This is a genomic window from Solibacillus faecavium (assembly GCF_014836905.1).
GTDB classification, from domain to species: Bacteria; Bacillota; Bacilli; order Bacillales_A; family Planococcaceae; genus Solibacillus; species Solibacillus faecavium.
In genome coordinates this window covers 43,192-56,841 of the sequence record NZ_JACSPZ010000012.1, presented here as the reverse complement: position 1 = coordinate 56,841, position 13,650 = coordinate 43,192, and the positions used below count along the sequence as shown (strand labels likewise).

Sequence of the window (13,650 nt, the reverse complement as noted above, 5' to 3'; positions counted from 1 at the left end):
AAAACGTTAATCTTAATGGGATTAACGTTTTTTTATTTAGTAAAAAGGCAGAATTTCAACTTTATGAATTTTTTATTGTGAGATATACATTTTAACAATAAAACTCTCATACAGTGTTCTTGTGAGAGTGCTCATATTTTTCATGCAATAACCAAATAAAGTGGTTATCTATACTTAAAACTTGAAGGGAGGTTCTCATGAATTTATCTGACTATTACCGTAACACCGTACAGGAAGTTATGAAGAAGCTGGACGTAACACCATATGGACTGACAGATTATGAAGTACGTTCTCGGCATAAAAAATATGGCTATAATGAACTGAAAGAAGGTAAACAAAAGAATATCTTTCAAGTTATGCTAGAGCAGTTTCAGGATTTTTTAGTCATTATCTTAATTGCTGCTGCCATTATTTCTATGTTTCTTGGTGATGTAGATAGCTCTATTGTTATTCTAATCGTACTTGTTTTAAATGCCGTACTGGGAACTGTTCAGCATGTAAGAGCGGAAAAATCGCTAAATAGTCTAAAGGAAATGGCTGCACCCGTTTCTAAAGTCATCCGTGAGGGAGCAGTTATTGAAATACCGTCAAGAGATGTTATTGTCGGTGACCTGCTTGTTTTGGAAGCAGGCGATTATATTAGTGCTGACGGTAGAGTAATTGAAAGCTATAGTTTGCAAATAAACGAAAGTTCGTTAACCGGTGAATCATTAGCGATTGATAAAATAGCGAACACCATCCACGAAAAGGAACTTGCTATAGGCGATAAAAGGAACATGGTTTTCTCCGGGAGCTTTGTAACGAATGGTCGTGGAAAAGCGGTCGTTACTTCTATAGGAATGAATACCGAGATCGGTAAAATTGCCACTCTTTTGGACAATGCACAGGAGAAAAAAACGCCATTACAAGTGAGCTTGGATCGTTTTGGGAAACGTCTTGCACTCGGCATTATCATTATTTGTTTAATTATATTTGGGCTTGATATTATTCGAGGGCGTGAGTTAATTGACTCCTTTATGTTCGCCGTTTCGTTGGCGGTTGCAGCAATTCCGGAAGCACTTAGTTCGATTGTGACAATCGTTTTAGCAGTGGGGACTACAAATATGGCGAAGGAAAATGCCATTATTCGTAAGCTGCATGCAGTAGAAAGTTTGGGGAGTGTATCAATTATCTGTTCAGATAAGACAGGGACACTTACGCAAAATAAAATGACGGTTCAAGAGGTTTATACAGGCGATCAAGTTCTGCCTTTTAATGAGCTAAAGCTAGCTAATGAAAACCATAAAAAACTGCTCGAATTGGCCATACTCTGCAATAATTCCGTTGTAATGAAGGATAAGGAAATCGGGGATCCAACGGAATTGGCACTCGTAAAATTTGGACGTGAATATGACTTAAATGAACATATTGTACGTGGCCTTCATCAACGTGTTGGTGAATTACCTTTTGATTCGACTCGTAAGGTAATGAGCACAGTTCACCGCATGGGAAATCGTTCCGTTATGATTACAAAAGGGGCGGTAGATGTACTGCTGCCGCGTGTTAGCCGCATTCATTCAAGTCATGGCGGGTCCAACATAACGACGCAGCAAGTAGAAAAGATAAATTACGTAAATGAAACCTTCTCAAATGCCGGGCTAAGGGTAATGGCGATTACGTATAAAGATGTATATTCTCCTACCTTAACGGAAAAAGAGGAGCATAACTTAACATTTGTTGGATTAATCGCAATGATGGATCCACCACGCGAAGAATCGGCACAAGCAGTGGCGGATTGTATTAAAGCAGGCATCAAACCGGTCATGATTACAGGTGATCATAAAATTACGGCAATGGCGATCGCAAAGAAACTCGGCATTTTAAAAAATCCGAGTGAAGCGATTGAAGGAAAAGAAATCGAAAAGCTTTCAGATAGAGAATTGAAGGCAAAGGTAGAAAAAATCTCAGTTTATGCACGTGTCTCCCCGGAACATAAAATACGGATTGTGAAAGCATGGCAAGACAAAGGACATGTAGTCGCCATGACGGGAGATGGTGTAAATGATGCCCCAGCGCTAAAACAGGCCGAAATTGGTGTAGCGATGGGTACAGGGACTGAAGTGGCAAAGGATGCTTCTTCGATGATTTTAACCGATGATAACTTTTTGACGATCGTCAAATCGATTTCGAATGGTCGAAGTATTTACGCCAATATTAGTAACGCTATTAAATTCCTGTTATCCGGAAACGCTGGTGCAATTATTGTCGTTTTATATGCAACGCTTTTTGCATTGCCTGCACCGTTTCTACCGATTCATCTATTATTTATAAATTTATTAACGGATAGTTTGCCGGCAATTGCGATTGGGCTAGAGCCACATAATAAAAAGCTTATGAAAGAAAAGCCCCGTAACATCAAGGAGCCGTTGCTAAATAAGAAGTTTGTTTCCCAAGTAGGATTTGAGGGAGCAATTATTGCGGCGGTTACAATCATCGCCTTCCAAATAGGATTGTCGACAGGTGATACTGCAGTAGCCACAACGATGGCATTTGCGACATTATGTTTATCAAGACTGGTACATGGCTTTAATTGCCGTTCGGATGAATCCATTTTTAAACTGGGAATCTTCTCGAATTTAGCTGTATGGATTGCATTTTTATTAGGATTTTCCATACTGAACTTTGTGCTGCTCTCTGGATTATTTGAAGTAGCGCGCTTGAATAACTTCCAGTATTTAATTATTTATGGTTTATCATTAGTTCCACTAATTATAATTCAGCTTCATAAACTATTTTTCAGAGCGAGTTAAAGAGAGCTGCTTGAATATAAAGCGCATGCATGAACTTAATTGCATGCGTTTTTCGATTAAATACTACGTGAGATGGCAACTTTTTTAGGCTTTTAACATAACAATAAAGTTAACAAGGTTATGGAAGGGTGACGTCATAAGCACAACAGTTAAGTATTTCTTCGGTCAGGCAATGACAGGGCAGGGCATAAAAAATATATACAAGGATTTAATGAATGAAGCACAAACGGTGTATTTACTAAAGGGTGCGCACGGCTTCAAAATTTCCGAGCTGCTTCAAAACATCGGTGACTACTATGTTAAAAAGGGCGCTAGTATCGAGTATTTCCATGACCCATTATTTGAGGGCACGGTTGAAGGCATCTTTATTCAAGCACCACATCGGATTTTAATTCTTCAGGCAACCAATCCTTCAATAGAGCCTACTGTTCTTGGGGGACGGGATCATGTCATTTCCCTTTATGATTGTGTAGATGAAGAACAGCTTTCGGCGAATGAAGCGTTGTTCTCTTTGAATGAAAAAAAACAAACCTACTATAATCAATGCTTTGCTGCTCTTTCCAAGGCGATTCATATTCATGATGACTGGGAAGTGGAAACAAGGAAGTATATGAATTGGAACGGATTGAATCAGCAATTTGCAGATTTGACGAATCAATTATTCGGTGAGAAGAAATTGGATAAATCGGGTCAGCTGACCCACCGGCTACTCGGAACGTTAACACCGGCAGGAGCACGTGATACCGTTCAAAGTATTACGCAAAACTTGGAAAAGAGGCTATTCATCAAAGGGTATCCTGGCACAGGTAAATCCTCGATGATGAAGCAATTGGCAAAAGAAGCACAGAGTCGTGGCTATGATGTGCAGCTCGTATGGTGTGGGTTGGATTCCAATTCGATTGATATGGTCATTTTGCCTGAATTAAAGTTCTGTATATTTGATAGTACTGAGCCACATGTTTATTTCCCGGATGAGAATCGTCCTGGCGATGAAGTTTTCGACATCGCTCAGCACTGCCATCCAACAGAAGTGGAGCTAAACAACATTAATGAGCTTGTCGCAAAGTATAAAGCGACTATGCAAGAAGCGAAGCAATTTGCCAAACAATATGCCGACGAAGAACGGAAAGTCCGTGAAGCAGTAGATGCAGCATTAAACGTAGATGAATTCAATAAACGGACAGTCCCGTTATTTGATCTTGTGCAAGAGTTAAAAACCATTTAAAAAAACAAAGCATATGATAATAGAATGAATTTTCGAAAGGAATGATAAAATGTATTATCCTTATGGGTACCCATATCAGCAATACCAGTATCCTACACATATACCGGTCAACCCATATGGGGGTACGCCAGGTAATGTAAATTATCCAATGTGGGTAAATACTACAGCCCCATATAATTGGCAGGGCGACGCCTCAAATCATCAGGGAGTAGTTTTAAAAGATTATGGAAAAAATCCGTTTGTCATCAATATTGAGGAAGCGGCGAGACAGAACCAGACGTATCGTACCGCTCTTTGGACAGGAAATCATCTACAGCTTACTTTAATGAGCATAAATCCTGGTGAGGATGTTGGGCTAGAGGTGCATCCACATGTGGACCAATTCATTCGGATTGAGCAGGGCCAGGGGATTACCCAAATGGGGAAAACAAAAGATAACCTGAATTTTAATAGAATGGTATTTGATGGTTCTGCGATTTTTGTGCCTGCCGGAACGTGGCATAATGTTACAAATACAGGACAGATGCCATTAAAGCTTTATACAATTTATGCACCACCAAATCATCCATTCGGGACGGTTGAACCTACTAAAGCGAGCGCTAGGCATGAGGAACACGGGAAATAAAAACAAAGGGAATAAGCGCAACTGACCGATTGCTCTTTTGAAAGAAGAAACAATTATTTTAACAAGTATTAGAAGTTTGTATTTTATAATATAGAAGTTAAAATCAAAAAATTACGAAATGTTTATTCCTATTTCAGCAGTTAGATGTAATAAGTAAAATAGGCGAAAATCGCTAAATCCTTTGGTGAAAAGGATTTGGTGATTTTTTATTTTCCTTCTTCACTTTTAACACTTCAATTTCAGCTTGATAATTCTCAAGATTTACATCATTCGTTTTATGCTACTCACGTTAGAATTGAATCAAAATAACAATCGTGCAATAAATCAGTTTTAGTCAACCGATTACGAACAAAATCAGAATCAAATGGATAATAAAAGAATTAGTACAAAGATACTGATGGATTTAGAATAGGAAAAGTGTAAGGTTAAAGTGTATTAAAATATTTTTTCTGTATTATTTTAACTATAAATTGCGATTTTGAAGTCCAAAAGAAATAAAGAAATAAATAAGGATAGTGCATAAAATATAAATCCATTCTTACAAATGAAAGGAATTCAACATGGAAATTAGAGATTTACAAAATTTTATTCAAGTCATAGATCATGATAGCTTTACAAAAGCGGCTGAGGAAATGTATGTTACGCAATCTTCTTTAAGTAAAAGTATTAAGCGCTTAGAAAAACAATTGGCTTCTGACCTGCTCGACAGAAAATCCAAAAAAGTTAAGTTAACAGATATAGGAATGTTAGTTTACCAACAAGGAAAAGAGATTCTTTATGCGATTGATGATTTACACTTACTTATCAAAAAGAGTAAAAATATAGAGGTTGGGCGTTTGAAATTAGGTATGCCACCTTTAATTGGAACTTTATTTTTCCCGGAAATAGCTGAAACGTTTAATGATAAGTTCCCAAACATAAAAATTGAATTATTCGAACGTGGAGCAAAAAAGCTCGAAGAAATAGTTTTAGATGGAAAGGTAGAAATAGCATTAGTTGTCTCTCCATACTTTAAAAATAACATGTATGATATATACCCTTATATTGAAGATGAGTTCTTTGTTTTCTTACATAAAGATCATGTACTAGCATCTAAAGCAGAAATTTCAATTAGCGAATTAAGAGATGAAAAATTTATTATTTTCACGGAAGAATTCACTTTACATGACTACGTTATTAATGCATGTAAAGAAGCGGGTTTTTCACCAGAAATTGTATATAAAAGTTCTCAATGGGATTTAATTTTAGAGTTAACAGTCTCTAGTAATGGTGTTACATTACTTCCGAGTTCAATCTATAAAAAGAATCTTAATCCTAATATAAAGTTAATTAAAATTAAAGGCGAACCTTTGTTGTGGAAGCTTTCCTTCATAACTTTAAAAGATTCATACAAATCGTTTGTATTAGAAAAATTCATTAGTTTAATAAAAAAATAATTTAATATGCTCATTGGGAATGATTGATATTCCTATTATTCCTTTTACTAATAATGTTGTTTGTAATAGAATTTTCTGTATACAAAGCAGAAAAAAGGAGGGATTATATGGCTTTATTAGGATTTCTAACAATCAGTGTATTTTTAATATTAATATTCACAAGAAAAGTTTCGGTAATTGTCGCATTAGTAATGGTGCCAGTAATATTTGGTCTAATCGGGGGATTTGGATTAGAGCTAGGCGAGATGATGTTAAGTGGATTATCAACGGTTGCGCCAACAGGTATTATGCTTGTGTTCGCTATCTTATATTTTAGTCTGATGTTAGATGTAGGATTATTTGACCCAATGATTAAATTCATTTTAAAGGTTGTAAAAGGTGATCCTTTAAAAGTGGTAGTGGGAACAGCTATTTTAGCAATGGTAGTACATTTAGATGGTAATGGTTCAGCTACGTTTATCATTACAATTTCGGCTATGCTACCAATCTATAAAAAACTAGGAATTAATAGATTAGTTTTAGCTGGTGTTGTCGCTTTAGGTGCGGGTGTAATGAATATTGTTCCATGGGGCGGTCCAACGGCACGTGCCATGACAACTTTAGGTGCGGAAGCTAAAGATATTTTTAATCCTGTCATTCCTGCAATGATAGCCGGAATTGTGTGGGTTATTATTGCCTCGGCATTAATCGGATTAAAGGAAAGAAAACGTTTAGGTATTCTTCAATTAGATGAATCAGATTTGCAATTTTCCGTTAGTGAAGAAGAACAGAAATTAAGAAAACCAAAATTATTTATTTATAATCTTTTATTAACTATTGCACTATTAGTTTCTTTAGTAGGTGCATGGTTACCGATGCCAATATTATTTGTATTAGCTTTTGTAGCCGCATTAATGGTTAACTATCCAAAACACGATGACCAACAGGCGCGTATTGCTGCACATTCTAAGAGTGTACTTTTAGTTGCTACAATGATATTTGCCGCAGGTATTTTTACAGGAATACTTAATGGTACAGGAATGATTGAAGACATGGCACTTGCATTAGTAAATATTATTCCTGATTCTATGGGGCGCTTTTTACCTGTAATTGTAGCAATTACTAGTATGCCTTTGAGTCTTGTTTTTACACCTGATGCATATTATTTCGGGGTGCTACCTGTAATTGCCGAAACTGCTTCTACATTGGGCATTAATCCACATGAAATTGGACGAGCAGCAATTTTAGGTCATATGACAGTTGGATTCCCATTAAGTCCTTTAACTGCTTCAACATTTATTTTAATTGGATTAGCACAAGTAGATTTAGTAGATCATCAAAAATTTATTTTTAAGTGGGCGTTTATGACAACGGTTGTTATGACAATAGTAGCTGTATTGATTGGGGCGATATCTATATGAAAAAAAATACAATTAGAATAGGCGTAGGTACTGGGTTTGCTGGTGATCGTATCGAGCCTGCTGAAATCTTATTAGAAAAAGGTAATTTAGATTATTTAGTTCTAGAATGTTTGGCAGAGCGAACGATAGCGTTAGCGCAAAAAAGGAAAAAAGCTAATCCTTCATTAGGGTATGATGTTCTATTAGAGAAGCGTATGCAAAGCTTACTGCCTAAATTAAAAAACAAAGCAACACGAATTATTACGAATATGGGGGCTGCTAACCCACAAGCAGGAGCGGAAAAAATCTTGGAGATAGCAAAACAGCTAGGAATTCCGATTAAAGTCGCTGTGGTTACTGGAGACGATGTCCTTTCAAAAATTTCATTAGATGAAACGGTGTGGGAAACAGGCAAGTTATTAAGTGAATATGGGGAAATTTTATCTGCAAATGCTTATATTGGCGCGAATGCATTATTGTCTGCCTTACAATCAGATGCTCAGATTATTATCACAGGGCGTGTTGCAGACCCATCTTTATTTTTAGCACCGATGATTCATGAATTTAAGTGGGAGCTTAATGAATTAGATTATTTAGCACAGGGAACAGTAGTTGGCCATCTATTAGAATGTGCAGGTCAGCTTACAGGAGGATATTTTGCAGACCCAGGTAAAAAAGATGTTGCTGATTTAGCAAATCTTGGTTTCCCATATGCAGATGTATCAAATGATGGAACAGCTATTTTTAGCAAGGTTGAAAATACAGGTGGTCAAATTACTTTACAAACAATGAAAGAACAACTGCTCTATGAAGTTTTGAATCCTACTGCATATATAACACCTGATATCATTGCCGATTTCTCCAAAGTGGTTTTTGAAGAAGTTAATCCTGGCACTATTAAAGTAAGTGGTGTTACCGCCGTAGGGAAGCCTGAAAAACTAAAAGTAAGTATTGGCTATAATGCGGGCTTTATTGGTGAAGGCGAAATCTCATATGCTGGAGAAAATGCATTAGCACGTGCTGAGTTAGCTGGGGAGATCATTTCTGAAAGAATTCGTCATTTATACACAGATTTTAGGGTAGATTTGATTGGTGTAAATGCTACTCATAGAAAAGCATTCAGACAAATAGAACCTTATGAAGTTCGACTTAGAGTTGCTGGTAAGACACAGAGTCCAAGTTTAGCAGAATTAATTGGTGAGGAAGTTGAAGCGTTATATACAAATGGTCCAGCTGGTGGCGGTGGGGCGCGTAAAAATATTTTGGATGTCGTAGGTATCGTTTCTACTTTTATTGAGGAGAACCAAATCGAAATTAGTACTGAAAAGAAGGAGGTTCATTTCAATGAAATTATATGAGGTGGCACACTGCAGAACTGGTGATAAAGGTAATACTTTAACTATGTCAATTATTGCTTTCAAAAAAGAGAACTATCCATTGATTTTAGAACAAGTAACAGTCGACAAAGTGAAAGAACACTTACAAGGCATCGTCTTAGGTGATGTTGAGCGTTATGAAATTCCTTCTCTAGGAGCATTGCAATTTATTTGTCACGAAGCTTTAGATACGGGAGTTACTACATCATTAGCAATGGACACGCATGGGAAAACCTTAAGTTACAGCGTATTAGAGTTAGAACTATCATAAGCCTTAAAATTAAGTTCTCAAAAAAATTAGAGTTATCTTTTCAGGGGGGTTGAAATGAAGAAAGTATACGATTCATTTGAACGTGCAGTCGAGGATATTACGAATGGTTCTACTATTATTGCTGGTGGATTTGGTCTGTGTGGTATTCCTGAGAAATTAATTGCGGCGTTAGAAAAAAAGGATGTAACAGATTTAACCGTTGTGAGTAACAACTGTGGAGTAGATGATTTTGGATTAGGTTTATTACTTAAAAATAAACAAATAAAAAAAATGATTGCATCCTATGTTGGTGAGAATAAAACTTTTGAGCAACAATTTATTTCAGGAGAGCTAGAAGTCGAATTAACACCACAAGGTACCTTAGCCGAGAAACTTAGAGCTGGAGGTGCTGGAATTCCCGGTTTTTATACTGCAACAGGCGTTGGAACACCTATTGCAGAAGGTAAAGAAGTGAAAGAATTTGATGGTGAAGTGTATTTATTAGAAAAAGCAATTAAAGGGGATTTTGCTTTAGTTAAAGCATGGAAAGCAGATAAGAGTGGTAATTTAGTATTCCGAAAAACCTCTCGGAATTTTAATCCATTAGCTGCCATGGCTGCTAAAATAACTATAGTAGAGGTGGAGGAATTAGTAGAGGTTGGAGAAATAGATCCGGACTTTATTCACCTACCGGGTATTTACGTTCAGCGTATAGTAGTTGGTCAAAATTATGAAAAACGCATTGAACGTCTCGTTGTAAAGGAGAATGCATAGTGTCTAGAGATGTGATTATAAAACGTGCTGTTCAGGAAATTTCAAATGGGATGTATGTAAATTTAGGCATCGGAATGCCCACATTGATAGCGAATAATATACCTTCAGATTATGAAGTGTTTCTACAGTCTGAGAATGGTTTGCTTGGCATTGGGTCTTACCCTACGGAAGAGCAAGTTGATGCGGATTTAATAAATGCGGGTAAAGAAACTGTTACAGCTAGCAAAGGCGCTTCATATTTTGATAGTGCAGAAAGCTTTGCTATGATCCGTGGAGGACATATTGATGTAGCGATTTTAGGTGGAATGGAAGTCTCTCAATACGGTGATCTAGCTAACTGGATGATTCCAGGAAAACTAGTTAAAGGTATGGGAGGAGCAATGGACTTAGTAGTAGGTGCAAAAAAAGTTGTTGTGATTATGGAGCATACGAATAAACATGGTGAAGCAAAAATTAAACAAACTTGCTCTCTTCCACTTACAGGTAAAGGTGTCGTTCATCGATTAATAACTGAATTAGCAGTTTTCGATTTTAAGAATGGAGAAATGATTCTCATCGAATTACAACCAGAAGTTACATTAGAGGAAGTTAAAGAAAAGACAGAAGCTTCATTTGTTGTGAATATATAAAGTAAATTATTAATTGCACTTTAGAGATAGGCGATCGGCCGTAAATAATACCATCCTACTTCTCCCATAAATGTATCAAATCAGGTTTATAAAGTTCTAGTTTGTAATAAAAACAACAAAAAAACCATCTTAAAAAACCCTTGGAAGCCAATGCTTGAAGGGTTTTTTCTGCGTTCTAGCCCATTTGCTCTACATCGTTAGATACATTTCTAAAAGAACAAACATTTTTTATTAGTTGGCTCGCCTCTTGTTTTTCCATCATCTTACCATATTTAATATTTAGAAAACTAAATTCCTTATTAGAGCTATAAATTTCAGTTAAAAAGAAAATAATAAATTCTGAATGAAGAGCTTTTTATTATAAAGGAGGACAACTCATGAATCGTTTTGAAGAAAAGGTCGTAATTGTAACGGGTGCTGGCTCGGGATTAGGACAGGCTGCAGCATTACAGCTGGCAAAAGAAGGCGCTAAGCTAGTGCTTGTTGATATTAACCAGGCGGGATTAGATGATACGAAGTCAAAGGTACAAGCGGTAGCGCCAAAAGTGGAGACACTCCTAGTTACAGCAAATGTGGCAACGGAAAGCGAAGTAGAGAACTTTGTCAATCAAACGGTGGAACGCTTCGGCAAGATTGATGCCTTCTTTAACAATGCTGGAGTGGAAGGGAAGCAAAATTTAACAGAAGACTATGGGACCGATGAGTTCCAAAAAGTTGTCTCAATCAATTTAAATGGCGTATTTTACGGTATGAAGTATGTTTTGAAGGTGATGAAGGAACAAGGCTATGGAACAATCGTCAATACAGCGTCTGTCGGCGGTATCCGCGGTGTCGGAAATCAGTCCGGCTATGCAGCGAGTAAGCATGGCGTAGTTGGGTTAACAAGAAACTCAGCGGTTGAATATGGTGAGTACGGGATTTCTGTAAAAGCAATTGCCCCAGGAGCAATTATGACCCCCATGGTAGAAGGATCTTTGCGTCAAATGGGCGGCGATAACTGGGAAGAAGCCGGTAAACAATTTGTACAAGGTAATCCGATGAAACGCTTTGGGAAACCAGAAGAAATAGGTTACTTAGTGGCATTTTTATTATCCAATCAAGCTGACTTCATTAATGGTGCTGTCATTCCGATTGATGGCGGGCAATCATATAAATATTAATCAAACGACTTATAAGAGCGAAATAAAAAGCGCTTTTATAGGTTTTTTACTTTTCAGGAAACATCGGTCCCGAATCATTCAATCCTTCAAAATACGACTTTCCAGTAGATAGTTTATTTCATATTTCCGAGCCAATCCTTTTAGTAATTGTAATAGTCCAGTAAAATCTGTTTCCTCCAGCAATCGTTCATACTGCATTTTTTCTTTGGCACTTGCACATTTTTTAAAGTATCCCCACATATGCTGGCATGCATTGCGCATACTCCCGTTTGTCGCTTTTTGGTTATGTGCATCCGTGATGAGCTGAGCCACCTTGTCATACGATAAATTATCCTTCATTGCTTGCCGAATCGCATTATAGTGGTTCTGGCTATGGAACATGACACGATATTTTTCCTCCCGCCATAACTGCTCGGTCTGCTTTTGGTTCATGCAATGGCACCCCCTTCTTATATCGAATAATTTCCATCTTATCGTCATTATATAAGATAAAGAAATGTTTTACATTTGTTAATAAATCGCCTCGATATTAGTATGTAAAAAATTGTATAATAGAGTAAGAACATATTTTTTGAATAGAAACGAAATACATTTTAAATTTACTGAATATACATACAATTTAAAGGGGAGAGGGTTTTCTTATGTTAAATGATCTTGCACCTAATTTTGAACAACAAGAGGATTTATTGAATCTAGAGCAACCAATTATTGAAGCTGCTGAAACATTATTCGTTAATGAGTTTACAGATGGGATACTAAATCCAAATGCACCAATGTTGGGACCAGTAAAGGATGGCGGTACGATTATTGCCAATACAGCACCTGGTTGTTGGGGACCGATGATTACACCAACCATTCGAGGTGGACACGAAGTGACAAGACCTGTGTATGTGGAAGGCGCGGAAGTAGGGGACGCAATCGTTATCCAGATTAAGTCCATTCAAGTGACATCGATTGCTACTTCTTCGGGGACGGATGAAGCACAGCTGGATCGATTTATCGGAGATCCATTTGTGAAGGTGAAATGCCCTGGCTGTGGTAAGTTGCATCCTACAACTGTCGTACAAGGTATTGGGCAGGAGTCGGTAAAATGTGTGACATGTGGCACGGATACGACACCGTTTAAAATTTCGAATGGCTATACGATGACATTTAATTCAAAAGGCGAAATCGGATTGACTGTAGGAAAAGAAGCAGCACGTCGAATCGCCTTGGATGCAAAGAATTTTATGAGAACACCGGAAAAGTCTGTCCAAAATCCAATTACGTCGTTTGGACCAAGTGATTTAATTGGTGTGATGGCAAGAATGCGTCCTTTTGTAGGGCAGCTAGGAACAACACCATCCAAGGCAATGCCGGATTCTCATAATGCAGGTGATTTTGGCACGTTCTTAATTGGAGCACCACATGAATTTACGATGACGGAAGATGAACTTAATATTCACCGTACAGATGGACATATGGATATTAACCGTGTTCGTGAAGGGGCTATAGTAATCTGTCCGGTAAAGGTACCAGGCGGTGGTGTCTATGTGGGGGATATGCATGCAATGCAAGGTGATGGAGAAATTGCCGGTCATACGACAGATGTAGCAGGGATTGTGCAGCTGCAGGTGAGTGTCCTGAAGAAAGCAAATTTGGAAGGGCCAATTATTCTACCTAATGAAGAGGACTTACCGTATACGGCCAAACCGTTTACTAAAGAAGAGAAGCGCAAGGCACGCGAACTGGCAGAGGAGTTCGGTGTGAAGCAGGTGGAGGATAGTTTTCCATTGTCAATTGTCGGTACAGGACAAAATTTAAATATAGCAACAGACAATGCACTTGAGCGTACAGCAAAACTGTTTGAAATGACAGTGGATGAAGTGAGAAATCGAGCGACAATAACAGGTTCAATTGAAATAGGTCGTCATCCCGGCGTCGTAACTGCTACAGTTCAAATGCCGAAATCACTGCTAAAAAAGGCTAGACTCTTTAAAACAATTAAACGCCAGTACGATTAAGGCG

Annotated in this window: 12 protein-coding genes; 11 read left to right on the top strand and 1 reads right to left on the bottom strand. The window is 37.6% G+C overall.

Features of this window, described 5'->3' with window-relative positions; all coding sequences use genetic code 11:
* Positions 1-197: 197 nt before the first annotated feature.
* The 10 genes from H9635_RS17775 (at position 198) to H9635_RS17730 (ending at position 11,643) form a co-directional block, all read left to right on the top strand.
* Positions 198-2,789, top strand: coding sequence for a cation-translocating P-type ATPase (locus H9635_RS17775; protein ID WP_191701650.1), 2,592 nt, complete (start codon positions 198-200; stop codon positions 2,787-2,789).
* Between the two features lie 211 nt (positions 2,790-3,000).
* The gene (locus H9635_RS17770; protein WP_225231388.1) at positions 3,001-4,014 is read left to right on the top strand and encodes a nucleotide kinase; all 1,014 of its coding nucleotides are present in this window, start codon (positions 3,001-3,003) and stop codon (positions 4,012-4,014) included.
* Positions 4,015-4,063: 49 nt separating this feature from the next.
* Positions 4,064-4,639, top strand: a complete 576-nt coding sequence (locus tag H9635_RS17765; RefSeq protein ID WP_191701648.1) for a cupin domain-containing protein — start codon at positions 4,064-4,066, stop codon at positions 4,637-4,639.
* 560 nt (positions 4,640-5,199) lie between these two features.
* Complete coding sequence (locus tag H9635_RS17760; RefSeq protein WP_191701647.1) at positions 5,200-6,075, top strand: LysR family transcriptional regulator; 876 nt, start codon at positions 5,200-5,202, stop codon at positions 6,073-6,075.
* A 107-nt stretch (positions 6,076-6,182) separates the two neighbouring features.
* On the top strand, positions 6,183-7,475 hold the full coding sequence (locus tag H9635_RS17755; RefSeq protein ID WP_191701646.1) for a CitMHS family transporter: 1,293 nt from the start codon (positions 6,183-6,185) through the stop codon (positions 7,473-7,475).
* Entirely contained in the window at positions 7,472-8,812 is a 1,341-nt protein-coding gene (locus tag H9635_RS17750) for an acyclic terpene utilization AtuA family protein (RefSeq protein WP_191701645.1), read from the top strand. The genes H9635_RS17755 and H9635_RS17750 overlap by 4 nt, the downstream gene beginning before the upstream one ends.
* Entirely contained in the window at positions 8,799-9,101 is a 303-nt protein-coding gene (locus H9635_RS17745; protein WP_225231387.1) for an AtuA-related protein, read from the top strand. Before H9635_RS17750 ends, H9635_RS17745 begins: the two co-directional genes overlap by 14 nt.
* Positions 9,102-9,155: 54 nt before the next feature.
* Positions 9,156-9,854 (top strand): CoA transferase subunit A, encoded by a 699-nt coding sequence (locus H9635_RS17740; protein ID WP_191701644.1) that lies wholly within the window; start codon positions 9,156-9,158, stop codon positions 9,852-9,854.
* Complete coding sequence (locus tag H9635_RS17735; RefSeq protein ID WP_191701692.1) at positions 9,851-10,483, top strand: 3-oxoacid CoA-transferase subunit B; 633 nt, start codon at positions 9,851-9,853, stop codon at positions 10,481-10,483. The genes H9635_RS17740 and H9635_RS17735 overlap by 4 nt, the downstream gene beginning before the upstream one ends.
* Before the next feature lie 377 nt (positions 10,484-10,860).
* Positions 10,861-11,643, top strand: coding sequence for a glucose 1-dehydrogenase (locus H9635_RS17730; RefSeq protein WP_191701643.1), 783 nt, complete (start codon positions 10,861-10,863; stop codon positions 11,641-11,643).
* Between the two features lie 78 nt (positions 11,644-11,721).
* On the opposite strand, the gene H9635_RS17725 is transcribed toward H9635_RS17730, so the two are convergent.
* Entirely contained in the window at positions 11,722-12,075 is a 354-nt protein-coding gene (locus tag H9635_RS17725; protein ID WP_191701642.1) for a YbgA family protein, read from the bottom strand.
* 209 nt (positions 12,076-12,284) lie between these two features.
* On the opposite strand from H9635_RS17725, the gene H9635_RS17720 reads away from it, so the two are divergent.
* Entirely contained in the window at positions 12,285-13,646 is a 1,362-nt protein-coding gene (locus H9635_RS17720) for an acetamidase/formamidase family protein (RefSeq protein ID WP_191701641.1), read from the top strand.
* Positions 13,647-13,650 lie beyond the last annotated feature (4 nt).